The organism is Rhodococcus sp. Chr-9, assembly GCF_000801125.1.
Lineage (GTDB): Bacteria > Actinomycetota > Actinomycetes > Mycobacteriales > Mycobacteriaceae > Rhodococcus > Rhodococcus pyridinivorans.
The window spans coordinates 100,156-126,304 of the sequence record NZ_JTIZ01000106.1 but is presented as its reverse complement, the minus strand read 5'-3'; the positions used below and the strand labels follow the sequence as shown (position 1 = coordinate 126,304).

At 69.1% G+C, this 26,149-nt stretch carries 19 protein-coding genes and 1 pseudogene; 6 read left to right on the top strand and 14 right to left on the bottom strand.

What is annotated here, in order from left to right; all coding sequences use genetic code 11:
* Window positions 1–31: 31 nt before the first annotated feature.
* Window positions 32–877 carry a hypothetical protein gene (locus tag QR64_RS16690; RefSeq protein WP_006554307.1) on the bottom strand — a complete coding sequence of 282 codons (846 nt, stop codon included), beginning with the start codon at window positions 875–877 and terminating at the stop codon, window positions 32–34.
* A 74-nt stretch (window positions 878–951) separates the two neighbouring features.
* On the opposite strand from QR64_RS16690, the gene QR64_RS16685 reads away from it, so the two are divergent.
* The gene (locus tag QR64_RS16685) at window positions 952–1,542 is read left to right on the top strand and encodes a suppressor of fused domain protein (RefSeq protein ID WP_024103453.1); all 591 of its coding nucleotides are present in this window, start codon (window positions 952–954) and stop codon (window positions 1,540–1,542) included.
* Between the two features lie 52 nt (window positions 1,543–1,594).
* Here the strand turns inward: QR64_RS16685 and QR64_RS16680 are convergent, their stop codons facing one another.
* A complete protein-coding gene (locus QR64_RS16680) occupies window positions 1,595–3,403 on the bottom strand; it encodes a hypothetical protein (protein ID WP_006554309.1) in 1,809 nt (602 codons plus the stop codon).
* Complete coding sequence (locus QR64_RS16675) at window positions 3,400–4,455, bottom strand: magnesium and cobalt transport protein CorA (protein WP_037215783.1); 1,056 nt, start codon at window positions 4,453–4,455, stop codon at window positions 3,400–3,402. Before QR64_RS16675 ends, QR64_RS16680 begins: the two co-directional genes overlap by 4 nt.
* A 132-nt stretch (window positions 4,456–4,587) precedes the next feature.
* Between QR64_RS16675 and QR64_RS16670 the strand changes: the two genes are divergently transcribed.
* From QR64_RS16670 to QR64_RS16655, 4 genes are all read left to right on the top strand, one after another.
* Window positions 4,588–5,442 (top strand): PHP domain-containing protein, encoded by an 855-nt coding sequence (locus tag QR64_RS16670; RefSeq protein WP_006554311.1) that lies wholly within the window; start codon window positions 4,588–4,590, stop codon window positions 5,440–5,442.
* Window positions 5,439–5,861: a hypothetical protein gene (locus tag QR64_RS16665; protein ID WP_006554312.1), complete on the top strand. Its 423-nt coding sequence runs from the start codon at window positions 5,439–5,441 to the stop codon at window positions 5,859–5,861. The genes QR64_RS16670 and QR64_RS16665 overlap by 4 nt, the downstream gene beginning before the upstream one ends.
* 469 nt (window positions 5,862–6,330) lie before the next feature.
* On the top strand, window positions 6,331–7,524 hold the full coding sequence (locus QR64_RS16660; protein WP_039586293.1) for an NADP-dependent malic enzyme: 1,194 nt from the start codon (window positions 6,331–6,333) through the stop codon (window positions 7,522–7,524).
* A 132-nt stretch (window positions 7,525–7,656) separates the two neighbouring features.
* The gene (locus tag QR64_RS16655) at window positions 7,657–8,613 is read left to right on the top strand and encodes a glycine betaine ABC transporter substrate-binding protein (RefSeq protein WP_019288076.1); all 957 of its coding nucleotides are present in this window, start codon (window positions 7,657–7,659) and stop codon (window positions 8,611–8,613) included.
* 18 nt (window positions 8,614–8,631) lie between these two features.
* Here the strand turns inward: QR64_RS16655 and QR64_RS16650 are convergent, their stop codons facing one another.
* Genes QR64_RS16650 through QR64_RS16640 form a run of 3 tightly spaced genes read right to left on the bottom strand, consistent with a single transcriptional unit; the run spans window position 8,632 to window position 11,938 of the window.
* A complete protein-coding gene (locus QR64_RS16650; RefSeq protein WP_052040056.1) occupies window positions 8,632–9,543 on the bottom strand; it encodes an alpha/beta hydrolase in 912 nt (303 codons plus the stop codon).
* Between the two features lie 8 nt (window positions 9,544–9,551).
* Window positions 9,552–10,379, bottom strand: coding sequence for an SDR family NAD(P)-dependent oxidoreductase (locus QR64_RS16645; protein WP_019288078.1), 828 nt, complete (start codon window positions 10,377–10,379; stop codon window positions 9,552–9,554).
* Entirely contained in the window at window positions 10,376–11,938 is a 1,563-nt protein-coding gene (locus QR64_RS16640) for a flavin-containing monooxygenase (protein ID WP_039586291.1), read from the bottom strand. Before QR64_RS16640 ends, QR64_RS16645 begins: the two co-directional genes overlap by 4 nt.
* 70 nt (window positions 11,939–12,008) lie before the next feature.
* On the opposite strand from QR64_RS16640, the gene QR64_RS16635 reads away from it, so the two are divergent.
* A complete protein-coding gene (locus tag QR64_RS16635; RefSeq protein ID WP_033097304.1) occupies window positions 12,009–12,704 on the top strand; it encodes a TetR/AcrR family transcriptional regulator in 696 nt (231 codons plus the stop codon).
* Here QR64_RS16635 and QR64_RS16630 read toward each other — a convergent pair.
* From QR64_RS16630 to QR64_RS16600, 8 genes and pseudogenes are all read right to left on the bottom strand, one after another.
* Entirely contained in the window at window positions 12,661–14,454 is a 1,794-nt protein-coding gene (locus tag QR64_RS16630; RefSeq protein WP_039586289.1) for a thiamine pyrophosphate-requiring protein, read from the bottom strand. The two genes, QR64_RS16635 and QR64_RS16630, sit on opposite strands and share 44 nt — an antisense overlap.
* Before the next feature lie 170 nt (window positions 14,455–14,624).
* Window positions 14,625–18,401: a multifunctional oxoglutarate decarboxylase/oxoglutarate dehydrogenase thiamine pyrophosphate-binding subunit/dihydrolipoyllysine-residue succinyltransferase subunit gene (locus QR64_RS16625; RefSeq protein WP_084222355.1), complete on the bottom strand. Its 3,777-nt coding sequence runs from the start codon at window positions 18,399–18,401 to the stop codon at window positions 14,625–14,627.
* Between the two features lie 203 nt (window positions 18,402–18,604).
* Window positions 18,605–20,500: pseudogene (locus QR64_RS28110) on the bottom strand (ABC transporter ATP-binding protein); the annotation flags it as partial.
* A 1-nt stretch (window position 20,501) separates the two neighbouring features.
* On the bottom strand, window positions 20,502–22,426 hold a 1,925-nt coding region (locus tag QR64_RS28105), incomplete at its 3' end, for an ABC transporter ATP-binding protein (protein WP_235367211.1).
* Between the two features lie 81 nt (window positions 22,427–22,507).
* Window positions 22,508–23,287 (bottom strand): ABC transporter permease, encoded by a 780-nt coding sequence (locus QR64_RS16615; RefSeq protein ID WP_024103462.1) that lies wholly within the window; start codon window positions 23,285–23,287, stop codon window positions 22,508–22,510.
* The gene (locus QR64_RS16610) at window positions 23,284–24,501 is read right to left on the bottom strand and encodes an ATP-binding cassette domain-containing protein (protein WP_411908085.1); all 1,218 of its coding nucleotides are present in this window, start codon (window positions 24,499–24,501) and stop codon (window positions 23,284–23,286) included. The genes QR64_RS16615 and QR64_RS16610 overlap by 4 nt, the downstream gene beginning before the upstream one ends.
* 67 nt (window positions 24,502–24,568) lie before the next feature.
* Entirely contained in the window at window positions 24,569–25,363 is a 795-nt protein-coding gene (locus tag QR64_RS16605; RefSeq protein ID WP_033097309.1) for an alpha/beta fold hydrolase, read from the bottom strand.
* A 2-nt stretch (window positions 25,364–25,365) separates the two neighbouring features.
* Window positions 25,366–26,100, bottom strand: coding sequence for a hypothetical protein (locus QR64_RS16600; protein ID WP_006554327.1), 735 nt, complete (start codon window positions 26,098–26,100; stop codon window positions 25,366–25,368).
* Window positions 26,101–26,149 lie beyond the last annotated feature (49 nt).

Here is a 26,149-nt window from a genome sequence, read left to right as displayed (position 1 = left end):
CCGGAAAACGGGTCCGGATCCACCGAAGCCGTCAGCGGGGTGCGCGGCTACGGAGCTCGTCGACGATCTCTTCGCTCCACACGTGCCGCCGCACGAGCCGGTACCGCTCGCTCGCGATCCACAGATACACCTCGGCGTCGGTGCGTGAGCGCAACATCCCCGCTTCCCGGGCCATCGCGACGACGGGGACGAATTCCTCCTCGTACCAGCGCCGCGCGACCTCCTCGCGGGTGAGGTACTCGCCGAGATCCTGCATCAAGCGGAAACCCCACGCCTCGACGGCCTCGGCCAGTTCGGCGTATCCCCACGGGTCGGACACGCGGATCGTGTCCTGGGCCGCGCCGTGCAGGGGAACGCGGCCGAGAAACATCCTGAAGTGGTCCTTGCGCACGAGATCGGGACGGGCGGTGATGCCCTCCGCGGGCACCTTCGTGGTGATCTCGGTGACGTAGGCGTCGATGGTGCGGTCGCCCTGCGCGTAGGCGATGGACACACGGTGGTGCCCGTCCTGCACGAAATGCATCGGTCCCACCCGGTACACGGAGATCGGGGGCATGGCCTCGCCGCGCCGCCGCGCGGCCGCGATGCGTTCCCACCTGGCGCGCAGGCGTGCCGAGGTGGGGCGGAAACGGCGGTCGAAGTCGTCGGCACGGTCGACGCTGCCGACGATCGAGGCGACCTCGATGATCTGCAACCCGAGTCGCCGTTCACCGAGGCGTCCGAGGGCTGCGACGACGTCGTCGAAGGGCAGCACCGTGTTGACGTCGGCCGGTTCGCGGCGCAGCCATGCGATCAGCCGGGCGTACTCGGCGCGCCGGCGTTGCCGGGCGAAATCGTCGCCGGCATCGGAGACCGGAAAACCGGTGTCGCGAGCCACGCTTCGACGGTACCGCGCGGTGCACAGGTCCGGGTGTGAACCGCATGTGCGGGGACGGGGACTACATTGCAGGGGTGACCGACGCAGTTCTCGCCACCGTCCGCAGCCACCTCACCGAGCATCTGACCGTGCCGGGGGATCCTGAGCCGGAATCGGCGTCGGTGACCTTCCTCGGTCTCGAACCGATCGAGGTCCTCCGCTTCCGTGGTGCAGAGCTCCTGCGGTACGCCACTCTGGGGTGCTCACGGCATCCGATGGGCGATCCGACCGACATGGTGGCCGACCCGACGCGCGGGCCGCGGGCCGAACTGGTCCTCAGCCTGCGCGACAACGAGGGCGTCACCGCCGGTGTCCACCGCACCCTCGCGGTGCTCGCTGCGCTGCCCGCCGTGGAGGGCGTGGTCCTCACCGACGACGCCCTGCTCGATCTCGGGGAGCCGCTGTGGCCGGGCGCTCCGTTCACCGCGGTGTTGCTCGAGACGGCCGACGTGCCGTCGCTGGAGTTGCCCGAGCCCTCCGATCCGGTCCACTTCTTCGAGGCCCGCCCGATCACCGGTACCGAGGCGGCCTGGAAGCGGCTGAAGGGAACCGAGGCGCTGCGCGAGGCGTGGGAGGAAGCGGGCATCGACCTGAGCGACCCGCGCCGGGCGCAAGCACGTCTGTGACCGTCCCGGTTCTCACGGACCGCGCGCTCGGACGCGCCACGCTGGCCCGCCGTCACCCCCGCGGCACGACCACTCCGAGCGATCCGGCACCGAGGCACACGGTCGTGCCGGGGGTGGACGAGCGCGCCTGCAACGCCGACCCGTCCCCGGAGACGCGGACGTACACCGTCCCGAGTCCTTCGGTGACGGGGACCGGAACGGATGCGCGGCCGGGGAAGCCGAGGTCGATCGTGCCGTCGGCGGAGGCCCGGTAGTTCACCTGCACGGTCCACTCCCAGTCACCCGCGGGGGAATCGAGCGGCACGGCCGTGACGGCGTCGGTGGTGACGCGATGGCCACAGTCGGGCTCGGGGCCGGGCGGGACGAGGCGCAGCGGCAGCAGGTCGGCAGGAGTGCGGTGACCGAGATCGTCGAGGACCCACAGGTCGGTCGCGTGGTCGCGGATGTCGGACCGGACGGGCAGCGCGGAGAAGACGGACCCCACCAGGTTGTGCGGGTAGGTGACGGGCAGCAGGATCCATACCGACACCGGGTGATCGAGCACGGGCTCGTCGGGCCGGGCCGTGAGCGCCGCCTTCGCCGCCCCGAGATAATCGCCCGTCGGATTGTCCGACCAGCTGCGCGCGAACGTCACGGTCGACCACAGGGAGCCGACGGTGAACACGGCCGCGCAGGTCCAGGCGGCCGCACGCACGGCACGAGGACGGGACGTCGTGCCTCGTCGCGGGGCGCGCAGGATCAGCGCCGCGGCGATCGCTACGACCACGGCGGAGTCGGCGAAGTAGCGCAGAGTGCGCGCGAGTTCGTAGGTGGTCTCCGGACCGAAGCGGGTGCTGATCATCGCCGCGAGCGAGGCCAGGATGTAGGCGATCACAGCGAACCACACGGGCCCCGTCCGCCGTCGCCGGCGCACCGTCCACGCTGCGGCGCCCGCGACAGCGAGCCACGCGACCACGACGAGCACGAGCGGGGGATCGGCCCAGGGCGGGCTCGGATTCCACCGCTCCCATTCCCAGGGACCCCCGAGCAGCGACGGCAACAGCCCGTAGGAGATGCCGTGATGGGTCAACCCGGCCACCATCGACCACGGCGGGATCCCGAACCGGGATTCGACGATCGTCGAGTAACAGACCGCCCACACGACCAGCACGGCCGCCGAGCCGAGCCACAACGGCCGGGCCTGCGCCCACGTGCTGCGGATCGGCCGAACGAGTCCGTCGACGTGGTGTGCGAGGGCGACCGTCGCGAACGCGGCGAACGGAACGAGGACCGACTTCTCGAAGAACACCAGCGCCACAGCGGTGACGACGAGGGCGCTCACGATATGACGGCGCCGGCCGGTCCTGCTGTACTGCAGCGCATCTCCCGCCACCCAGGCCAGTGCGGCCTGCAGCGGCAACGCGTTGAGCGCGGCCGACCACCACGCGAAGGCCGGAAGCGTCAGCGGCGTGAGGAGATAGAACAGCAACGGTCCCCACAGAGCGCGTCGCGGGCCGAGCAGCAACCAGAGCACCCGCAGCACCGCCAGCGAGGCGAGCAACTGACCGATCACGAGCGAGGCCGCCGCCGGCCACCATTCCAGCGGCGCGATCGCCGTGGCGATCCCCGCCACGAGGAAGGCGGCGGGCATCAGGTGACCGTCGTGGTCATACCGCAGGAAGGCGTCGGACAGCAGCGGATACGACCCCGCGCGCCCGACGAGGATCAGGTCGTCCCAGTAGAACTCGCCGGTCGCGGCCACCACGGTCCGGAGGATCGTCTGCAGCAGGATCAGCGCGAGGGCGACGGCGAGCACGTGGCGCCGAGGAGATCGCGCAGCCTGCGCAGCGCGTGTCGAGGGGCGGTCGAGTTCGGTGGTCACAACCAGTTGTTGCGCCTGAAGGTGACGAACAGTCCCACGGTGATCGCGACGATCGCGGAGAGCACGACGTAATAGCCGTATTGCCAATGCAGTTCGGGCATGCGATCGAAGTTCATGCCGTAGATCCCGGCGATCATCGTCGGCACGGCGGCGATCGCGACCCACGCGGAGATCTTGCGCATGTCGGTGTTCTGCTGCACGGTGACCTTCGCGATCGCCGCGTCGAGCAGCGTGCCGAGCGTCTCGTCGAAGGCCGCGATGCGGTCGGACACCGTGGTGTGGTGGTCGGCGACGTCGCGGAAGTAGCGCCGGACGTCCTTCGGGATCGGGTTGCCCGGCGCCCGGATGAGTTGCTGCAGTGGTTCGGCGAGCGGCACGACGGCGCGGCGCAACTGCACGATCTCGCGCTTGAGCATGTAGATCTGGTCGACCGCGATCCGCGTGTCGGGGGTGAACACGAGTTCCTCGATGTCGTCGACGTCGGGTTGCACGGCCGTGGTGACGGCGAGATAGGAGTCGACCACGTGGTCGGCGATCGCGTGGAGCACGGCCGCCGGACCGCGGGACAGATGATCGGGGTCGCGTTCGAGGCGCTTGCGCACGTGCGAGAGCTCGGAGTGGTCGCCGTGCCGCACGCTCACGATGAAGTCGGGGCCGGTGAACAACATGATCTCGCCGGTCTCGACGATGTCCTTGGTGGTCGTCACCGACTCGTGCTCGATGTAACTGACGGTGCGCAGCACCAGGAACAGCACGTCGTCGTAGCGCTCGAGCTTCGGGCGCTGGTGGGCGTGGACGGCGTCCTCGACCATCAGCTCGTGGAGTCCGAAGGTGTGCGAGACGTTCGTCATCTGCTTCTCGTCGGGGTGGTGCAGCCCGAGCCACACGAATCCCGTACCGCGCCGACGTACCTCTGCCACCGCCTCGGTGTGGCTGTAGCGGCCGGGCAGGCGGTGCCCGTCGACGTAGACCGCGCAGTCGACCACCGCTTGCTCGGTGGGGACCGGGGGAGTGGGGCCGCGACGGGTGGCACGAGAAGGCTGGTGCGGCATGTTGTCCTTCCTCACGGCATGCCGCTGGGACGCGGCCCGGTCGCAGGCCCGCGGCGCGGCGGTCGCCCGTCGACGGGGACCGGGCGGGGCAGCTCCAATCATGCTAGCCCGCCGACCTGACAGACTGGTGGCGTGCGTATCGATCTCCACACCCACTCGTCCGCATCGGACGGCACCGACCGTCCCGCGGAACTGGTCCGTGCCGCTGCCCGGGCGGGTCTCGACGTCGTGGCCCTGACCGACCACGACACGACCGCGGGATGGGACGAGGCCGCAGCGGCCTTGCCGACGGGCCTGCGTCTCGTCCGGGGAATGGAGATGTCCTGCACGGGACGCGGGGAGGACGGCGCCCCGGTCGCCGTGCACCTGCTGGCCTATCTGTTCGACCCGCACGATCCGGTCTTCGTCGCCGAACTCGAGCGGCTCCGTGGTGAACGGGTGTCGCGGATCCGGGCGATGGGTGTGCGGATGGCGGACGATGGTCTGCCGATCGACATCGACGCAGTGCTTGCCGAGGCGGGCCCCGCCGCGGGCCGGCCCCATCTGGCGCGGGCGCTCGTCGCCGCCGGTGTGGTGCCCACGGTGGCCGACGCCTTCACCGAGCTGCTGTCGCCGCGCGGCCGTTACTACGTACCGAAGGCTGATACCCCGCTCGCCGACGCCGTGAAGATGGTGACGGCCGCGGGCGGTGTGCCGGTGGTGGCGCACGCCCGGGCACGTGCGCGTGGGCGGCTCCTCGCCCTCGACCACATCGAGGAACTCGCCGAACTCGGGCTCGGCGGTGTCGAGGCCGATCATCCCGATCACGACGAGCAGGATGTGCGGACGATGCGCGATCTCGCGCGGTCGCTCGGGGTCGTCGTCACGGGATCGTCCGACTATCACGGCGACAACAAGACCATCAGGCTCGGCAGCTTCACCACGGCTCCGGCGGCGTACGAGGCGTTGCTCGACTGCGCGACCGGTGTGGAGGTGCTCGAGGGATGAGGCGACGGGGTGCGCGGTATCCGGACGAGGAGTACGGGTCGCCGAACGACGAAAACTACTACGACAGTGAGTACTACAACGAACCGTATTACCCGGACGAGGGGTACTACGCCGATCCGTACGAACCCGCATCGCGCCGCGCGAGTCTGCCCGTCCGCGCCCTCCGCGCTCTCTCCGGTGTGGTGTGCGGGGCGGTGCTGGTCCTGACGTTCGTGGTGTGCGGGGCCCAGTACCTCGCCGGCGACCGCGGTTTCCCCGGCCCGGGCGCCACCTCGGTCGCCGCGCACGTCGTCGCCGCGCTCGTGGCCGTGATCGCCCAGGTGACGGCGGATCGACGCTCGGGTGGCACAGCACTCCTGTCGAGCCTTGTGGTGATCTTCACTGCATCGATTCTGATGATCACTCAGTGGTGGGGATGACGGCCCCGAGTGCCGTCTCGGCTACCCGTCGGTAGCCATCGTGTAACTGCGGAAATTCATCGCGGTGCGCCCGCGGCGCGGTGTTCACGGCACGTAAACTCACAGGTGAGGCGACAAAACCGTGAGACCTTCGCAATCGATGCCGATTTGATTGTTCGTCTGCGAAGGTGGCAAACTTGCGGCAATCCGAAAGCCGGAATACCCCGGAATCGGACGAAGGATGGCAGACCCACCCAGGGCTAGATCACCCAGGGCTCGATGCCAGGGCCACCCGCCCCGGCTCCATCACGTTCCGGAAGCCGTACAGCGTTGTACAGCGGCAGTCGTGATCGCGCCCGGAAGCTTCAATCCAATGTCCTTGGCGAAGCGCTGCAACTCGATGCATGCACGTGTGTGAGATGCATCGAACTGCGGTGTTTTCGCAGCAACCGAGTCCAGAGGTCGACTCGGAACACGCAGGAGTGTCATCGTGTCAATTGTGTCTGATGCACCTACCCCTCAGAAGCTCGAGTTGACGGACGAGGAGATCTTCTCGAGTCACGTCGACGGCAAGCTGTCGGTCGAACTGACCGCGCCGCTCGAGAACCAGCGCGATCTGTCCATTGCATACACCCCCGGTGTCGCCCAGGTCTGCCGGGCCATCGCCGCCGACGAGACCCTCGTCGACCGTTACACCTGGACCAACCGCCTGGTCGTCGTCGTCTCCGACGGCACCGCGGTCCTCGGTCTCGGCAACATCGGCGCACGTGCCTCGCTGCCGGTGATGGAGGGCAAGTCCGCGCTGTTCAAGAAGTTCGCGGGCCTGAACTCCATCCCGCTGGTGCTCGACACCACCGATCCCGACGCGATCGTCGAGACCCTCATCCGGCTGCGTCCGTCCTTCGGCGCCGTCAACCTCGAGGACATCTCGGCTCCGCGCTGCTTCGAGATCGAGAAGCGCGTCATCGAGGCGCTCGACTGCCCGGTCATGCACGACGACCAGCACGGCACCGCCATCGTCGCCCTGGCCGCCCTCAAGGGTGCGGTGAAGGTGCAGGGCCGCGACATCGCCGACCTGCGCATCGTGATCTCCGGCGCCGGAGCTGCCGGCGTGGCGTGCACGAACATCCTGCTCGCCGCCGGTGCGCGCGATGTGGTGGTGCTCGATTCGAAGGGCATCATCTCCTCCGGCCGCACCGATCTCGGTGAGATCAAGGCCGATCTGGCCTCCCGCACCAACCCGGAGGGCCGCAAGGGCGGCATCGCCGAGGCGCTCGACGGCGCCGACGTCTACCTCGGCGTGTCGTCGGGCACCGTGCCCGAGGAGATCGTCGCGACGATGGCCGACGACGCCATCATCTTCGCGATGTCGAACCCGGATCCGGAGATCCACCCCGACATCGCCCACAAGCACGCCGCGATCGTGGCGACCGGTCGCAGCGACTTCCCGAACCAGATCAACAACGTGCTGGCCTTCCCCGGTGTGTTCAAGGGCGCTCTCGACGCAGGTGCCCGCCGCATCACCGAGGGCATGAAGCTCGCCGCCGCCGAGGCCATCCTCTCGGTCGTCGGTGACGAACTGGCCGCGGACAAGATCGTCCCGAGCCCGCTCGATCCGCGCGTGGCGCCCGCCGTCGCCGAGGCCGTCGCGGCCGCGGCGAAGGCCGAAGGCGTCACCGACTAGGGATTCGCTCCCGGCGAGATCGCACCGAACGCCCCGATCCGAACCGCACAAGGGTTCCGGACCGGGGCGTTCGGCGTCTCGGCGGGCCGGACGGTCGGGCACGTGCGGACCGTGGCGCACCGGTGGGCGACAATGACCGCCGTGGCGAACGAAGCGAGACGGATCCGGCCGGTCGCGGCGACGGTGCTCACCGCATGCGCGGCGGCGGCCGTGCTCCAGGGGTGTGCGTCGCCCGTTCTCGACGAGGCGGCACCGTCGACGACGGTGATCGTCGGGGCGGGGGAGCGGCCCGACGAGGAACTGCTCGCGCAGCTGTACGCGGGAGCGCTGCGCAGTAGCGGGATCGACGTGCAGGTCCGCTCCGGTGTCGCCGATCCGACCCCAGCGCTCGACGCCGCCGATCTCACGCTGATCCCCGGCTACACGGGACGGCTGCTCGCGTCCTACGATCCCGGTGCCGACGCGACCGACGCCGAGGACGTCTTCGAAGCGCTGGCGCGCGCACTGCCCGACGAACTGACCATCTCCGATTACGCCTCGGCGCAGGACCGCGCGGTGCTGCTCGCCGACCGCGAACGGCTCACGCAATGGTCGGTGAGCCGCGTGGCCGACCTCGCCGGCCGCTGCGCCGACCTGACCTTCGCGGTGACCGAGGACTTCGACACCGCCGGTGGACTCACCGCCCTCGAACGCGCCGACTGCCGCCCGCGCGAGGTGCGACGGATCGAGGATGCACAGTCCGTCGCCGTCGCGTCGGAACCCGACACGGTCGTCGGAACCACCACGACGTCGTCCGCCCTCGCGGAGATCGACGCGGATTCGCCCGTGAGCACCGTGCCCGACGCACCCGACCGCAGCCCGCAGGACGACACGAACGCCGACGATGCGCCCGCCCCGGTCCTGCCGGCCCAGAACGTCGTCCCGGTCTTCCGCAAGGGCACCCTCGACGAGGCACAACTCGACGCGTTGCGGACCATCGCGGGTGAACTGACCACGAGCGATCTCACCGAACTGCGTGCGCGTGTCGAGGAGGGAGACGATCCCGAGACCGTGGCCCGCGAATGGATCGACGAACACGCCGGAGCGTGAACGGCACCCCGCGAGTACTCAGCCCGCGCGGGTGCCCATCCGGTCGCGGAGGAACACACCGAAGTCGGAGATCGCCGCGGCGGCCTCGGGAACGAGCGACGCCTGCAACGGCGCGACGTGCCACAGCTCGGGTTGTTCGACGAGGGTGACCTCGACGCCCGCCGCCCGGAGCTTCTCGGCGTACTGCCGCACCTGTGGGTGGAACATCTCCGCGGTGCCCACCTGGATGAGCGTCGGCGGCAGACCCGTGGGATCGGCGTGGATGGGCGCGTAACCGGGATCGGTGGGATCGCCTCCGGCGAGATACGCCTCGGCCGAGGAATACACCCAGCCCTTGTTCAGAACGACGTCGTTCACGTCGGGCAGGTCGCGGGCGGCCGGATCGGTCCACGGCGACAACAATCCGAGCGCCGGCGGGGTGATCCCGTGACGGTCGACGAGCCGGTGTGTGGTGGCCGCGGCGAGGCCACCGCCGGCCGAGTCGCCGGCGATCGCGATGCTCGACACCTCGAAGCCGTGCTCGCTGACGAGTTCGAGATAGGCCGCCTCGGCGTCGTTCAACGCCGCCGGATAGGGATGCTCGGGCGCGAGCCGGTAGTCGAGGACGTACACGGCCGCTCCGGACGCGGCGGCGAGATGCGCCGCGAGCGAGCGGTGCGTGGCGAGCGACCCGCCGGTGTATGCCCCGCCGTGCAGGTACAGGATCGCCGTGGTCCGCTCGGTGGCGCCCACCGTGATCCGCTCGGCGGGGCGTCCTCCCAGACGGATCGGGCGCACCACGGTGTCCTTCGGGAGGAACTGCAACGGCGCCGCGAGGTCGAGCAACCGGCGCTGCGTGGCGAACGACCAGCGCGGCGACAGCAGGGCACGGAAGAGAGGACGCAGGGCGGTACGCGCCACCCGCGGTGACAACTGCGGTGTCGGAGGCATGCCGCAGCCTATCCCCTCGGCACGACCCGGGAGGTCACGGTGGCGACGACACGCTGATAGGCCGGTCCGGCAACGCGGACGAAGGCGTCGAGCAGCTTCGCATCGGCGCCGATCAGTACACGCGCCTTGTTCTTCCGCACACCGGTGAGGATGGTCTTCGCCGCGTCCTCGGGGGTCGTGCGTGCGAGCTTGCGGTCGAAGAACTCCGCGAAGGTCGCCTGGTCGTCGCCGTCGGGGACGGCGGCGTTGCGCGCGATCGCGGTTTTGATACCACCGGGATGCACGCACGTGACCTGCACGGGATGCCGCGCGACGAGCATCTCCTGCCGCACCGCCTCGGTGAAGCCGCGCACGGCGAACTTCGCCGAGTTGTACGCCGCCTGACCCGGGATGCTCAGCAGACCGAACAGGCTCGAGACATTGATCAGGTGGCCGTCGCCCGACGCGATGAGATACGGCAGGAAAGCCTTGGTGCCGTTGACGACTCCCCAGAAGTCGACGTCCATCACGCGCTCGATGTCCTTGAACTCGGTGCGCTCGAGGTCGCCGTGATAGGCGATGCCCGCGTTGTTGTACACCTGGTGGACCGCGCCGAAGTGGGCGGCGACCTGCTCGGCGTACTCGAGGACCTTCTCGCGCTGGGTGACGTCGAGATGGTCGGCCTTCACCTCGGCGCCGAGTTCCCGTGCGCGACGCGCGGTCTCCTCGAGCCCTGTGGTGTCGACATCCGAGATCGCCAGGCGGGCGCCTCGGGCCGCGAGGGCGAGGACGAGGGCCCGGCCGATCCCGGAACCCGCGCCCGTGACGACGACGACCCGGCCTGCGACATCACTCATCGAACTGCTGCCTCTCGGGACGTGCGCTCCTGCGCGGGACGGTCGGTGGCGACGGGGAGATCCGATTCGGCGACGCTACGGTACGCCTCGAGGTCGAATCTGCGGGTGATACGGCGGAATTCGAAGGTGAATCCCGGCCACAGCGTGGTGTTGTTGCCGTGCTTGTCGAGATACCAGCTCGCGCACCCGCCGTTGTTCCACACGCTCGACCGCATCGCGCGCTGCAGGTCGCGGTTGTACTCGTCCTGCACGTCCTCGCGGACCTCGACCGTGCCGATGCGGTTGCGATCGATCGTGCGAACGGCGTCGACGACGTATTCGAGCTGCGACTCGATCATGTACACCATCGAGGTGTGCCCGAGTCCGGTGTTCGGTCCGACGAGGAAGAACAGGTTCGGGAATCCGGCGACCGAGCTGCCCTTGTACCCCCGCATGCCGGTCTCGTCGAAGACCTCGGCGAGCGAACGGCCTTCCTTGCCGAAGATGCCGGCGAAGGTCGGCGAGTCGGTGACGTGGAAGCCCGTCGCGACGACGATCGCGTCGACCTCGCGTTCGGTGCCGTCCTTCGTGACGATGCCGCGCGGGGTGACGCGGGCGATGCCGTCAGTGACGAGGTCGACGTTCGGCCGGTCGAGTGCGGGGTAGTAGTTGTTCGAGATCAGCATGCGCTTGCAGCCGATACCGTAGTTCGGCGTGACCTTCCGGCGCAGTTCCTTGTCGCGGATCTGCCGCCAGACCTGGATGCGCGCGGCGAGCTCGAGCGGCTTCATGAAGGCCTGCGCCTTGGCCAGACCCACGACCTGCGTCTCGCGGGCGGTGTACTGCAGGGCGCGTGAAAGGCGCTGGAAGCCGGGGATGAACCGGAAGGCGAACCGCTCGGGAGCGGTGTACTCGCGATCGAAGCGGGGGAGGATCCACGGTGCCGTGCGCTGGTAGACGTCGAGACGGCCCACGGTGCCGGCGATGGCCGGCACGATCTGGATGGCGGAGGCGCCGGTGCCGATGACCGCGACGCGCTTGCCGGCGAGGTCGGCGTCGTGGTTCCACCGTGCCGAGTGGAAGATCTCGCCCTCGAAACCGGAGATGCCCTCGATGTCGGGGAGCGACGGCTCGCACAGGGCGCCCACCGCGGAGATCACGACCTTGGCGCTGTACTTCCCGCGCGTGGTGGCCACGTCCCAGCGGTGCGTCGCGGTGTTCCAGCGGGCCGTCTGCACGTCGCACCCGAAGACAGTGCGTCGCCGCACGTCGTACCGGTCGGCGACCGAGCGGATGTACTCCTGGATCTCCGGCTGCGGCGAGAACGAGCGCGTCCAGCCGGGGTTGAGGGCGAACGAGTAGGAGTACAGGTTCGACGGCACGTCGCACGCCGCGCCGGGGTAGGTGTTGTCGCGCCAGGTGCCGCCCACCTCGGAGGCGCGTTCGAGCACGAGGAAGTCCTTGCCCGCCTGCGACAGTCGGATGGCCGCACCGAGCCCGGCGAACCCGCTGCCGATGATCAGCGTGTCGACCTGACGGATCTCCGCGTCGGCGACGGTATATGTAACCGGAAGACTCATGTACTTGAGGTTAGAGCGTTCCAGTGACCTGGTCAACACTTGTTGACCATAATTCAATAACGGTGTTTGCATGGTGGACGTGACAGACGACAGTCCCGGACCCCGCCGGACCCGCCTCGGTCCCGCCCAACGCCGGGCCCAGCTGATCGAACAGGGTCTCGAACTGCTCGCCGACCGGCCCCTCGAACAGATCTCCGTCGACGAGGTCGCCGACCGGGCCGGGGTCTCGAAGGGGCTGCTGTTCCACTACTTCGCCTCGAAGCACGACTACCACGTCGAACTCGTGCGATGCGTCGGCCAGGATCTCGTCGAGTACACCGCACCGGACGAAGGTCTCGAACCGATCGAGATGCTGCGCGGCACGCTCGTCGCGTACGTCGACTACGTCACCCGGCGCCGCGACATGTACGTCTCGATCCTGCGCGGCGCCACCAGCGGCGACCCCGACATGCGGGCGGCCTTCGAGGACACCCGCACAGCGCTCGTCGACCGGACCGTCGCGCACCTGCCCGCCATCGGGATCGAGCCGACGCCCGCCGTGCGGCTCGCCGTGCGCGGCTGGGTGGCCTTCGTCGAGGACACGACCATCGCGTGGCTACGCGATCCCGAACTCACCCGCGACGAGTTCGTCGAACTGGCCATCGCGGCGCTGTCCGGCGTTGCGCTGGCGGCACATTCGCTCCACTCATCGGCCGGTGACGCTGCTCCGGCCGGGGGGTTTCTCAGCGATCGTTTCCGGGAAGGTACTCCTGCAGCTTCGTCTTGACGCCCTGTTTCACGAAGCCCCAACGGTTCTCGTCACCGGCGAGCACGGCCTTGGCGACATCGGTGAACTGCTCCCACGTCGCGTGCGGCGGGATCGGCGGCATGTCCGGATCGGTGTACACGTCGAGCACCGTCGGACGGTCCGCGGCCAGCGCGCGATCCCAGGCCGAGCCCATCTCGTCCGAGGACTTCACGGTTTCGCCGCCCAGCCCGAGACTGCGCGCGAAGGCAGCGTAGTCCACGTCCGGAAGCGACTGGGACTCCGCGAATTTCGGTGCCCCACCCATCGCACGCATCTCCCAGGTGACCTGGTTGAGATCGTTGTTGTGGATGATCGCGACGACGAGCCGCGGATCGGTCCACTGCTGCCAGTACCGCTGGATGGTGATCAGCTCGGCCATGCCGTTCATCTGCATCGCCCCGTCGCCGGCGAACGCGACCACCGGACGACCCGGATGCGCGAACTTCGCGCCGATCCCGTACGGCACCGCCGGACCCATCGTCGCGAGGGTGCCCGACAGCGAACCGCGCATGTCACCGCGGAACTGCAATTGGCGCGCATACCAATTGGCGGCCGAACCCGAGTCGGCGGTGATGATCGCATCGTCCGGCAGTCGTGGTGAGGCCTCGGCGAACATCCGCAGCGGATTGACGAACTCCGTCTCGACCTCCGCCTGCTGTCCCATGGTCTGCCACCAGCGCTGCACGTTCTGCTCGATGCCCTCACGCCATGACCGGTCCTCCTTGCGCTGCAGCAGCGGGACGAGCGCGTCGAGCGCGGCGGCGGCATCCGCGACGAGGTTGACCTCGTTCGGATAGCGCATCCCGATCATGTTCGGGTCGATGTCGATCTGCACGCAGCGGGCCTGGCCGTATTCGGGCAGGAACTGGCTGTAGGGGAGGGACGAACCGACGATGAGCAGCGTGTCGCAGCCGGTCATCATCTCGTGGGTGGGCCGCGTGCCCAGCAACCCGATCGATCCGGTGACCCACGGCAACTCGTCCGACAGCACGTCCTTGCCCAGCAGGGCTTTCGCCACCCCGGCGCCGAGCAGATCCGCGACCTGCTCGAGTTGCACCCGCGCACCGCGGGCGCCGCTGCCGACGAGCATCGCTACCTTGTCCCCGGCGTTGAGGATCTCCGCGGCCCGTCGGATCGCGTCGTCGTCCGGTGTGATCCGGGGACGGTCGAAGCCGACGCTCGACGGCACCATCTTGAACTCGTGGCCAGGCGGGGAGTACTCGAGTTCCTGCACGTCGCCGTGGATGATGACTGCCGTGGGAGTGCGGTACGCGATGGCGGTGCGCATCGCCCGGTCGAGGACGTTCGGCAACTGCTCGGGCACCGTCACCGTTTCCACGAACGCCGACGCCACATCCTTGTACAGCGTGTGCAGGTCCACTTCCTGCTGGTACGACCCGCCCATCGCTGAACGGTCGGTCTGGCCCACGATCGCCACCACCGGAACGTGGTCGAGTTTCGCGTCGTACAGGCCGTTGAGCAGATGGATCGCGCCCGGGCCGGAGGTCGCCATGCACACCCCGGGCCGGCCCGTGAACTTCGCATAGCCCACGGCTTCGAAGGCGCTCATCTCCTCGTGCCGGGACTGCACGAAGACCGGATCGTTGCCGGTGCGCGTCCAGGCGGCGAGGATCCCGTTGATGCCGTCGCCGGGATATCCGAAGACGTGGTCCACCCCCCACGCGCGCAGGCGGTGCAACAGGTAGTCGGCCACGGTCGGATTTGCCATCGGTAGCTCCTCGCAGGACACGATCGGGGGTCCTCCGGAGGGTGCCCGTCGTGCCCGGTCCGAAACACACCGGAAAAAGGCGTGAGCCGGGTCGATCGCCCCTCGCGGGGACGAACCGACCCGGCTCACATGAGAACCGTCAAGGACCCGAAGGATCCGAAACGGAGCTTCTAGCGACCGAAGGCCTTCTCGATGATCTCCTGCTGCTCGACAGCGTGGACCTTGCTCGAGCCGGACGACGGTGCCGACATCGCGCGACGCGACACGCGCTTGATACCGCTGAGCTTGTCGGGCAGCAGTTCCGGCAGCGCGAGGCCGAGGAACGGCCAGGCACCCTGGTTCGCCGGCTCCTCCTGGACCCAGAAGAACTCGGTGGCGTTCGGGTACTGCTCGAGCGTCTCGGCGATGCGGCGACGCGGCACCGGGTACAGCTGCTCGATGCGCACGATCGCGACGTCGTCACGACCTTCCTTCTGCTTCTTCGCCAGCAGTTCCCAGTAGATCTTGCCGGAGGTGAGCAGCACACGAGTGGCCTTCGACCGGTCGGCCGTGCCCTCCTCGTAAGGAACCTCTTCGAGCAGCGAGCGGAACTTGCCCTGCGTGAAGTCCTCGATGTTGCTGACCGCGGCCTTGTTGCGCAGCATCGACTTGGGCGTGAACACCACCAGCGGGCGGCGGATGCCGTCGAGGTGATGGCGGCGCAGCAGGTGGAAGTAGCTCGCCGGGGTCGACGGAACCGCGACCGTCATCGAACCCTCGGCGCACAGCTGCAGCCAGCGCTCGATGCGGCCCGAGGTGTGGTCGGGACCCTGGCCCTCGTGGCCGTGCGGCAGCAGCAGCACGACGTCGGAGAGCTGACCCCACTTGGCCTCACCGGACGAGATGAACTCGTCGATGATGGGCTGCGCGCCGTTGACGAAGTCGCCGAACTGCGCCTCCCACAGCACGAGCGCGTCGGGGTTGCCCACCGAGTAGCCGTACTCGAAGCCCAGACCCGCGAACTCGGTCAGCGCCGAGTCGTAGACCATGAAGCGGCCGCCGTTGCCGGCCTGGTTGGCCAGCGAGGCGAGCGGGTTGTACTCGTCGCCGGTCTTGCGGTCGATGATGACCGAGTGGCGCTGCGTGAACGTGCCGCGACGCGAGTCCTGACCGGCCAGGCGCACCAGGGCACCTTCCTCGGCCAGCGAACCGAACGCGAGCAGCTCGGCGAACGCCCAGTCGATCTTGCCGTTGCGTGACATCTCACGACGCTTCTCGAGCACCGGCTTGACGCGCGGGTGGACGGTGAAGCCCTCGGGCGCCTCGGCGAAGGCGTCGCCGATCCGCTCGAGCACCGGCCGGTCGACGGAGGTGTCGAGACGCTTCGGCGGGGTCTGGTCGAGCTCGACCGACTCCGACGGCTCCGGCGGGTACTTCTCGAGTTCGCGGACCTCGTTGAAGACCCGTTCGAGCTGTCCCTGGTAGTCGCGCAGGGCGTCTTCCGCTTCCTTGAGCGAGATGTCGCCGCGGCCGATCAGGGCCTCGGTGTAGCTCTTGCGGACGCTGCGCTTGGTATCGATCACGTCGTACATCGCCGGCTGGGTCATCGACGGGTCGTCGCCCTCGTTGTGACCGCGGCGGCGGTAGCAGATCATGTCGATGACGACGTCCTTGTGGAACTTCTCGCGGAAGTCCACGGCGAGCTTCGCGACCCACACGCAGGCCTCGGGGTCGTCGCCGTTGACGTGGAAGATCGGCGCGCCGATCATCTTCGCCACGTCGGTGCAGTACTCGGACGAACGCGAGTGCTCCGGCGCGGTGGTGAAGCCGACCTGGTTGTTGACGACGATGTGCACGGTGCCGCCGGTGCGGTAGCCGCGCAGCAGCGCGAGGTTGAGGGTCTCCGCGACGACGCCCTGACCGGCGAACGCAGCGTCGCCGTGCAGGAGCAAGGGCAGGACGGTGAAGCCGTCCTCGCCCTTGTCGAGGATGTCCTGCTTGGCGCGGACGAGGCCCTCGAGCACCGGGTTGACCGCCTCGAGGTGCGAGGGGTTCGCGGTGAGCGAGACCTTGATGTCGTTGTCGCCGAACATCTGGATGTAGGTGCCCTCGGCGCCGAGGTGGTACTTCACGTCGCCGGAACCGTGCGCAGCGGCCGGGTTCAGGTTGCCCTCGAACTCCGAGAAGATCTGCGAGTACGGCTTGCCGACGATGTTCGCGAGCACGTTCAGGCGACCGCGGTGCGGCATCGCGATGGCGACCTCGTCGAGCGTGTGCTCGGCGGCCTGGTCGATGATCGCGTCCATCATCGGGATGACGGACTCGGCGCCCTCGAGCGAGAAGCGCTTCTGACCGACGTACTTGGTCTGCAGGAACGTCTCGAACGCCTCGGCGGCGTTGAGGCGGCTCAGGATGTACTTCTGCTGGGCGACCGTCGGCTTGACGTGGTGCGCCTCGACCCGCTCCTGCAGCCACTGCTGCTGCTCGGGCTCGAGGATGTGGGTGTACTCGACACCGACGTGGCGGCAGTACGCGTCGCGCAGCACCGACAGCACGTCGCGCAGCTTCATCTTCGGGCGGCCGTGGAAGCCACCGACATTGAACTCGCGATCGAGATCCCACAGCGTCAGGTCGTGGGTCGTGACGTCGAGATCGGGATGCGACCGGAACTTGTCGCGCACGAACTGCAGCGGATCGGTGTCGGCCATGAGGTGGCCGCGGCTGCGGTAGGCGGCGATGAGCTCGAGCACACGGGTGTGCTTGTCGACGAGACCTTCCGGCACGTCCTTGCGCCAGCGGACCGGCTCGTAGGGGATGTGCAGGGTGTGGAAGATGCCGTCGTAGAAGTCGTCGCTGATGAGCAGCTCGTGGATCTTCTTCAGGAACTCACCCGACTCCGCGCCCTGGATCACGCGGTGGTCGTAGGTGGAGGTGAGCGTCAGCAGCTTGCCGATGCCGATCTCGGCGAGCCGCGCGTCGGACGCACCCTGGAACTCGGCCGGGTACTCCATGGCGCCGGCGCCGATGATCGCGCCCTGGCCCTGCATCAGACGCGGGACCGAGTGCACGGTGCCGATACCGCCCGGGTTGGTCAGCGAGATCGTGACGCCGGAGAAGTCGTCGCCGGTGAGCTTGCCGTCGCGGGCGCGGCGCACGATGTCCTCGTAGGCCGAGTAGAACTGCGCGAAGTTCATCGTCTCGCAGTTCTTGATGGCCGCCACGACCAGCGAACGCTGGCCGTTCTTGCCGGGCAGGTCGATCGCGAGACCGAGGTTCGTGTGCGCGGGCACGACGAGGTTCGGCTTGCCGTCGACCTCGGCGAAGTGGTTGTTCATGTTCGGGAACGCCTTGACCGCCTGGACGATCGCGTAACCGAGGATGTGGGTGAACGAGACCTTGCCGCCCCGGGTGCGGGCGAGGTGGTTGTTGATGACGATGCGGTTGTCGAACATCAACTTCGCGGGCACCGCGCGAACACTGGTGGCGGTCGGGATCGACAGCGAGGCGTTCATGTTCTTCGCAACGGCAGCAGCGGCGCCGCGCAGAACCTTCTTGTCCTCGGTGGCCTGGCCCGACGGGGCCGCGGCGGGCTTGGGAGCCGGCTTCGCGGGCGCGGCCTGGGCCTTCGGCTGCGTCGCAGGCTTGGTCTCCGCCTTCGGTGCAGGCTTGGCCGGCGCGGCCTCGGCCTGCGGTGCGGGCTTCGCCGACGCGGTCTCGGTTTTCGGTGCAGGCTTGGTGGGGGCCGAAGCGGAGGAACTCGGCGCAGATGCTGTGCTCGGCGCGGGCTTCTCGGTCGTGGCGGTGTCGGAGCCGTTGGTGCCTCCGGCCACCGCGGCTTCCGGCGAATAGTCGGTGAGGAATTCGTGCCAACTCGCGTCCACGGACGAAGGGTCGTCCTGGAAGCGCTGGTACATCTCGTCAACCAACCACTGGTTCTGTCCGAACTGTGATGTAGAGCTGCTGCTCACGGCAGTTGTTCGCCTCGTTTCTTTCTTCGGTACCCGATCGGAGCGCCTGTGAATATGAGGCTAGCCCGTGGCATGTGACGATCCGAACTGACCGCGCATGTCGGTGGGCTACCTCACAATCTGGTGCGATGGGGTCTCCATCGATGACGGTTCTCGAGAGCCGATTATTCCCTCTAAGGTGCATCGGCGCAGCGCGCACCCCGTTACAAACGTGAGGACGATCTCATGTTCGATCCTTCCGTCGTCGAAGTGAGCAGGATCTCGGGCTCCTCCGGAACGAGACCACCGGTAGCGAGTTGCCACAAAGTGGTGTACAGACCTCCCGCTCGGCGGAGCTCGTCGTGGGGCCCGCACTCGACGATACGGCCGTCGTCGACGACCACCACGAGATCGGCGCGTGCGGCAGTCGCGAGACGGTGCGCCACCACCACGGCCGTCCGCGAGCGGGCCACCCGCGCACCCGCCTCGAGCACCGCCTTCTCGGTGGCGGGATCGAGGGTCGCGGTGGCCTCGTCGAGCAACAGAAGATCGGGGTCCACCAGTTCGGCGCGCGCGAGTGCGATGAGCTGACGCTGCCCTGCCGACAGACCCTGACCGCGCTCACCCACCGGATGGTTCATGCCGCCGGCGAGTCCCGCGATCATGTCCAGCGCCCCCACGGCGCGCGCGGACGATTCGATCTCCTCACGCGTCGCCTCGGGTCGGCCGTAGGCGATGTTGGTCGCCACCGTGCCCGTGAACAGGTGCGCCTCCTGCGGCACCACCCCGAGCCGGCCCCGATAGTCGCGCAGACGGTAACTGCGCAGATCGGTGTCGTCCACCCGCACCGAACCGGAGGTCGGGTCGTAGAACCGGGCGAGCAGTTTGACGACCGTCGACTTCCCGGCACCGGTGCGGCCCACCAGGGCGACCGTCGAACCGGCCGGGATCGACAGGTCCACATCGCTCAACGCGTCACGGTCGGCCTCGCTGTACCGGAAGCCCACCTGCCGCAGGTCGACGTCGCCGCGGAGGTGCCCGGTGATGGCGACCGTGCCCTCCTCGGCAGACTCGAGCGAGCTCTCGGTCCGCAGCAGGTCGCCGATCCGGCGCAGACCGACGCGCGCCTGCTGGTAACCGTCGAAGACCTGCGACAACTGCTGGATGGGTGCGAACAACAGGTTCAGATACAGCACGAACGCGATCAGCACACCGGGGCCGACCGCGCCCGACGCCACCTCGCGGGCGCCGACGAAGACGACCGCCGCGAGCGCCAGATCGGACAGGAAAGTGATGAAGGGGAAGTACAGCGAGATGGCCCGCTGCGACCGCAGGCGACTGCGCCGATAGGCCTCCGCGCGCTCGGCGAACCGCCGCGCCGCGGTCTCCTCCCTGCGGTAGGCCTGGGCGGCGCGCAGACCCGTGACGTTCTCCTGGAAATCCGCGTTCACCAGGGAGATGCGTTCGCGGGACTGCGCGTACGCCGTCCCGGAGACCTTCCGGAACCACAGGGTCGCGCCGACCAGCACGGGCAGCACCGCCAGCACTACCAGGGCCAGCGACAGATCGGTGGCGATCAGCGCGATCGAGATACCGGTGAGCGTCAGCACCGCCACGACCGCGGTGGACAGGCCGGTCTGGATGAACTGCGACAGCGCGTCCACATCGGTCGTCATCCGCGTCATGATCCGGCCCGACAGTTCGCGTTCGTAGTAGTCGAGCCCGAGCCGTTGCAGGTGCGCGTACGAGCGCACGCGCAGCCCGAACAACACCCGTTCGCCCGCCCGCGCGGTGAGCACCGTGAGGATCGCGACCACGAACCAGCCGAGCAGCGCGAGCACCACACCCGCGGCGGTCGCCTGCCACAGCCGGGACGGATCGCCCGGGGTCACCCCGCGGTCGACGGCGTACCGCACCAGCGACGGGAACGCGATGCTCGTCAGCGACTCCACCGCCAGGCACAGCACGACGACCGCCAGCAGTGCGCGCACCGGGCGCAGCGTCGTCCACAATCGGAACTGCGGGTCGGGCAGGCGCAGGGCCTCGGACCGCAGGGCCGGATCGCGTCCGGGGGTCTCGGTGGCCGGGGGAAGCGCGTCGACGGCCGCGCGCAGTTCCGGNGCCCCGGACACCGGCCCGCCGCGGCCACCACTGCCCGCCGGTCCGCCGCGACCTCCACCGACCGCCGGAAGATTCCGGACGGTACCGGACGGCTCATCGTCGTCCGGTTCCTCGGGCCACAACTCACCGGCGGGAACCGGGCGTTCCGGTGCCGGTGCGGCGTCGTCGTCGGTCGAGAGCAGACGCCGGAAGACGGGACTGCGCTCCTCGAGTTCGTCGACCGTCCCGATGTCGACGATGCGTCCCTCGTCGAGCACGGCGACCCGGTCGGCGAGTGCGAGCGTCGACCGCCGATGGGCGAGCACGAGGGTCGTGCGGCGCCGACCCGCCCGCAACGCGCCGTAGATCGCAGCCTCGGTCTCGGCGTCGACCGCAGAGGTCGCGTCGTCGAGGATCAGCACCCGCGGATCGACGAGCAGTGCCCGCGCCAGCGCGACCCGCTGCCGCTGCCCACCGGACAGTGTCAGGCCGCGTTCACCGACGACCGTGTCGTAACCCTCGGGGAGGGCCTCGACGAAGTCGTCGGCGCGTGCCGCCGCGGCCGCGGTGCGGATCTCGTCGTCCGACGCGTCGGGCCGGCCGAGCGCGATGTTGGACGCGACCGTGTCGGAGAACAGGAACGGCTCGTCGAAGACGAGGCCGACCGCCCCGCGCAGATCGTCGGCGCGGAGCGTGGCGACGTCGATGTCGCGGCCGTCCGCGGTCAGGCACACCGACCCGCGGTGTGGCGCGTAGAAGCGGGGGAGCAGCAGCGACAGCACGGTCTTGCCCGACCCGGCCGGGCCGACGATCGCGACGGTCTCGCCGGGCGCGATCTCCAGGTCGAGGCCGCGCAGTACGTCCCGGTCGTCGTCGAAGCCGAACGTCACGTCCTCCAGGTGCACCCCGAGCGGACCGTCGGGCAGTTCGACGGGATGCGGGGGATCGGCGACGTCGGGTTCGGTGTCGATCACCTCGTACACCCGCTCGACGGCGGCGCGGGACAGCTGCGCCATGATCACGACCTGCGAGAGGGTGCGGGTCGTCCCCGTCATCGTCGCCACATAGGCGGTGAACGCCACGAAGGTGCCCACGGTGATTCCGCCCTCGAGGGCGAGCCAGCCGCCGAGAGCGATGGTGGCGACGAGCCCGAACTGCGGGATCGCACCCATCGGCGCCGAGAACCACGCGTTGATTCGGGCGGCACGCAGACGCTCCGCGTACAGCCTGCGACCGTGCTCCTCGAGTTGGTCGACCGCGTGCGATTCCTGCCCGAATCCCTTCACGACCCGCACGCCCGTGACCGTCTCCTCGACGTGCTGGGCGAGATCGGCCGCGCGCTGCTGCGCCGACCAGGTCGCGGCGAACAGCCTCGGGCGCACGACCCGCACGAGACCCGCGATGATCGGGACGATGACCACCGCGACCAGCGTGAGCAGCGGCGAGAGGGTCGTCATGATCACCAGCGCGAGCACGAATTGCAGCAGCGCACCCGCCGACATCGGCACCATCGCGAGCAGCCCTTGCACGAGCTGCAGGTCGGTGATGGACCGCGAGACCACCTGACCCGTGCGGATGCGGTCCTGACCGTGGCCGTCGAGACGTTGGAGTGAGCCGAGCAGGCGCAACCGCAGGTCGTGCTGCACGTCGAGCGACAGGCGTCCGGCGAGCATGCGGCGCCCGTACTGGCAGCCGAACCGGATCACCGCACCTGCCGCGATCGCAGCCGCGGCCAGCCCGATCAGGCGCAGGTCGTCGGCGGGCACGTCGCCCTGCCCGGTCGCGCTGTCGACCGCGACCTTCGTCAGCAGTGGGAAGGCGATGTCGATCAGGGCGGCGACGACGGTGACGGCCAGCGCCCCGACGGCTGTTCTGCGGTGTTTCAGGCATTCGGCGACGAGCCGGGAAATCCATCCCGGCGAGCGCGGAATCGGGTCGTGTGCCATCGAACCGACATTAGCGCCGAGCGACGACAGGGCACGTCGGAGCCGCTCGGGGAGGGCCGGTGACGCAGGTGATCGAACGTGTCAGACGACGTCGGCGGTGCGGGCGCGCCACCAGCCGAGGCCGCCCAGCACCACGGTCCAGAGGAGCAGGAGCAGCGGGGCCGCCGGCCACGTCATCTCGAGTGTCACGTCCTCGGGCATCGACACCGCGGAGAACAGCACGTACCAGGTCACCTGCGCCGGCAGGTACGACGCGATCGCGCCGAGACCGAGACCGTGCAGGACGACCGAGACCATCAGCTCCCCGAACGGCACCCACGCGCAGATCGCGAGCACACTGCCCGTCGTCGACCGTGTGAGCAGACCCAGCCCCGCTCCGATGAGCGACCACATCAGCGCGCAGAACAGACCGATGCCCATCACCTTGGCGACCGATCCGAGGTCGGCACCGTCGAAGCCCCCACCGAACAACACGAGCGTCGCGGCCGCCGCGACTTCCGTGACGATGCAGTACAGCAGCCCGATCACGGCGACGGTCGCGAACTTCACGCCGACGACCCGGTCGCGTCCCCGCGCGGTGAGGAAGGTCGTCACGATCGTTCGGTGCGCGAACTCGCTGCCCGTCGCCACCGCGCCGAAGATCGCGGCGAACAGGAACACCAGCGACAACGAGAGGGAGATGCCGACCGCGGCGGCGACGGCCTCGGCGAAACCGTCACCGAAGCCGAGTTCGAGTTGCCGCGCGACCGGCAGCGTCAGCGCCCCGCAGAACAGTCCCACCAGCAGCGGTGCGATGCCGAGGATCCACCAGTAGCGCAGGCTCAGGACCTTGCGGAACTCGGCGGTGAGAAGCGCGGTCATGCGGTGGGACCTCCTTGCCCGGTCGGCGGTCGGTTCGGCTGTCCCCACTGCGACTGCGGGTACTGCTGTGAGTTCGGGTACTGCTGTGCGGTCGGGTACTGCTGATACTGCTGGCCGTTCGGATACTGCTGGCCGTTCGGATACGGCTGGGCCTGCGGGTGCTGCTGGGCACTCGGGTATTGCGGGCCCTGCGGATACTGCCCGCCCGGCGGATGGTGGGCTCCGTGCCCCGGATACTGCGCGACCGGCGCGGCCGCGTAGCGACCGGCCGTCATCGCCAGGTAGACCTGCTCGAGATCGACGTGCTCGACACTCGTCCCGAACAGCGTCACCTCCGCGGTCGCGGCGATCTCGGCGATGCGGTCGGAAGTCACACCGACGACCGCGAGCCGTCCGTCCTGCTGCACCTGCGCGTCGGTGTGCCCGGCCGCGGCGAGTGCGGTCGCGAGGCGGGCCGGGTCGGAGGCCGCGGCGAACACCCGCGAGCGGTAGGCGTCGCGCAGATCGGTCATCGAGGTCTCCGCGACCAGGTGACCGTTCGCGATGATCACGAGGCGGTCGGCCATCTGCTCGATCTCCCGCAAGATGTGGCTCGAGATCAGCACGGTCCCGCCGTTGGCGGCGAATGCGCGGAGGAAGTCGCGCAGCCAGGCCATGCCCTCGGGGTCGAGTCCGTTCGCCGGTTCGTCGAGCACGAGATAACGCGGTTGTCCGAGCAGGGCCGTCGCCAGGGCGAGTCGCTGCCGCATGCCGAGGGAGAACTCCCCGATGCGACGCCGCGCGACCGACCCCAGGCCGACGAGGTCGAGCATCTGCCTCGCCCGTTCGTCGGGCACGCCGATCGCGGCACAGTAGATCTGCAGGTGTGTCAGCGCCCGGTGTTTGGGGTGGGCGCTGCGCGCGTCGAGCACCGCTCCGACGACCTGTGCAGGCTGCTGCAGGGAGGTGAACGGCACGCCGTCGACGAAGGCGTTCCCGGCGCTCGGCCGGACGAGGCCGAGCATCATGCCGAGGGTGGTGGTCTTGCCCGATCCGTTGGGTCCGAGGAAGCCGGTGATCGAGCCCGGCGGCACCGTGAACCACAGATTCGATACGGCCGTGTGGTCACCGAACGTCCTGTTCAGGCCGTGGACGGCGATCCCCGCGCCCGGTGCCCCCGAGGGCACCCGGGGATCGGGTGTGCCGTACGGCGGTTGCGTTGACGGTGCTGTCACGGATTCGGACCCCCGCGTCGTCGAGATATGGGTGCGGCTGGTGCCGCGGTCGCCGTGAGCTTACGGGTCAGTCGAGGAAGGGCAGGACGGCGTCGAGGAACTCGCGGGGCGCGTCGAGCTGAGGACAGTGCCCGGCATCGGGGATGATCACCACCCGTCTCCGGCCGCCGGCCTGCACCCGTCGTGCGGCGTGAGCGGGCGTCAACCGGTCTTGTGCACCCCACACCAGCAGGGCCGGCATGTCGAGGGCGTGCACCATCTCCGGGATCGGCAGTCGGCCGAGCTCACCGATCGCGTGCCGGCCCACGGTCAGCAGCGTGTCGACCTGCTCGCGGGTCGCGTAGTTCGCCGCGAACGCCGTGCGCGCCGCCCGGTCGAAGGTGCCGCGCCGGTGCACGGCGGCCCGCGCGTACAGGGCACCCATGGCCTGCTGTATCACCGGAGCGGGCAGCAGGCGCGACAGTTCGACCGGCATGCGTGCACCCTGCGTCCACCACCGGGGGATCCCGGCGAGACCCGGCATGTCGGCGAGCACCACGCGGTCGACCCGGGACGGGTGGACCGACGCGAACACCAGTGCGGTGACCGCACCGAGCGAGTTCCCGACCAGCGACACCGGTTCGGGAACGTCGTCGACGAGCTCGTCCAGGACGTCGACATAGTGGTCGAGCACGGGGGTCTCCCAGTGCTGCGCGCTACGTCCGAAACCGGGCAGGTCGACCGCGAGCACCCGGTGCCGTTCGGCGATCGCGGGCGCGACCTTGCACCACGTACCGCCGTGATCGGAGAAGCCGTGCAGCAGAACGACGGTGCGTGGTCCCGCACCGGACTCCCTTACGAACACCTTCCCGTCGGCCGGCACGGTCAGTCCTTCGGGACCGGAACACCGGTGTCGAGCGCCGGTGCCTCTCCGCTCGCCGGGAGGACGGGACGTGCGACGGGCCACGCGGCCGGCGGTGGACCGAAGGCGTCGCGGGCGTTCTGGATCGTGCGCTTGCCCAGCGCACGGTTGCCGACGCCACCGATCGCGGCGCCGATACCAGCGGGGACGAGCTTGCCGATCAGCAGCGGACTGCGCTTGGCGAAGTACCGGCGGATGAACTTCTTGACCAGGGAATTGTTCAGCGTCTTCAGCTGGGTGCCGCCCGCGCCGGTGGTCAGCGCCTTGGGCCAGTTGCGCAGCGACGCGCCGGTCGCGGTCGCGACGATCTCCCGGCCGGCGTCACCGAGGGAGACGGCGAGCACCAGCGCGCGGCGCTGCTCGTGGTTGTGGGGTTCGATCCCGTGCACCGATGCGATGGCCAGGGTGAGCAGCGCGGACGCCTCGAAGAAGAAGGCCGTCTCGGCGCCGACCGCGCCGATGGCCGCGAGTGTCCCGATGCCGGGGAAGGCTGCGGTCGCGCCCGCCGCGGACCCGCTGCCGGTGACGGTCAGCAGGAACTGCTTCTCGAGCCGCTCGATGATCTGCGCCGGGGACTCGTCGGGGTGCGAGCGCCGCATGAGATCGACGTACTTGGCCACCGCAGGGCCCTGCAGCCTCGCGCCGTTGTCCAGCATCTTGACGATAAAGGCCTCTGCGACGCCTGCCTTGTTGCTCATCGTGCCCCTGTTCTCCGGTGCTCTTGTCTTCCGGACTGCTCTCACTACG

Excerpts from the sequence above, each read along its gene's own strand:
- QR64_RS16675 (WP_037215783.1), bottom strand. The coding sequence starts at position 4,455 with ATGCCGCACCAGCCTTCTCGTGCCACCCGTCGCGGCCCCACTCCCCCG.
- QR64_RS16665 (WP_006554312.1), top strand. The coding sequence starts at position 5,439 with ATGAGGCGACGGGGTGCGCGGTATCCGGACGAGGAGTACGGGTCGCCG.
- QR64_RS16655 (WP_019288076.1), top strand. The coding sequence starts at position 7,657 with ATGACCGCCGTGGCGAACGAAGCGAGACGGATCCGGCCGGTCGCGGCG.
- QR64_RS16650 (WP_052040056.1), bottom strand. The coding sequence starts at position 9,543 with ATGCCTCCGACACCGCAGTTGTCACCGCGGGTGGCGCGTACCGCCCTG.
- QR64_RS16645 (WP_019288078.1), bottom strand. The coding sequence starts at position 10,379 with ATGAGTGATGTCGCAGGCCGGGTCGTCGTCGTCACGGGCGCGGGTTCC.
- QR64_RS16640 (WP_039586291.1), bottom strand. The coding sequence starts at position 11,938 with ATGAGTCTTCCGGTTACATATACCGTCGCCGACGCGGAGATCCGTCAG.
- QR64_RS16635 (WP_033097304.1), top strand. The coding sequence starts at position 12,009 with ATGGTGGACGTGACAGACGACAGTCCCGGACCCCGCCGGACCCGCCTC.
- QR64_RS16630 (WP_039586289.1), bottom strand. The coding sequence starts at position 14,454 with ATGGCAAATCCGACCGTGGCCGACTACCTGTTGCACCGCCTGCGCGCG.
- QR64_RS16615 (WP_024103462.1), bottom strand. The coding sequence starts at position 23,287 with ATGACCGCGCTTCTCACCGCCGAGTTCCGCAAGGTCCTGAGCCTGCGC.
- QR64_RS16600 (WP_006554327.1), bottom strand. The coding sequence starts at position 26,100 with ATGAGCAACAAGGCAGGCGTCGCAGAGGCCTTTATCGTCAAGATGCTG.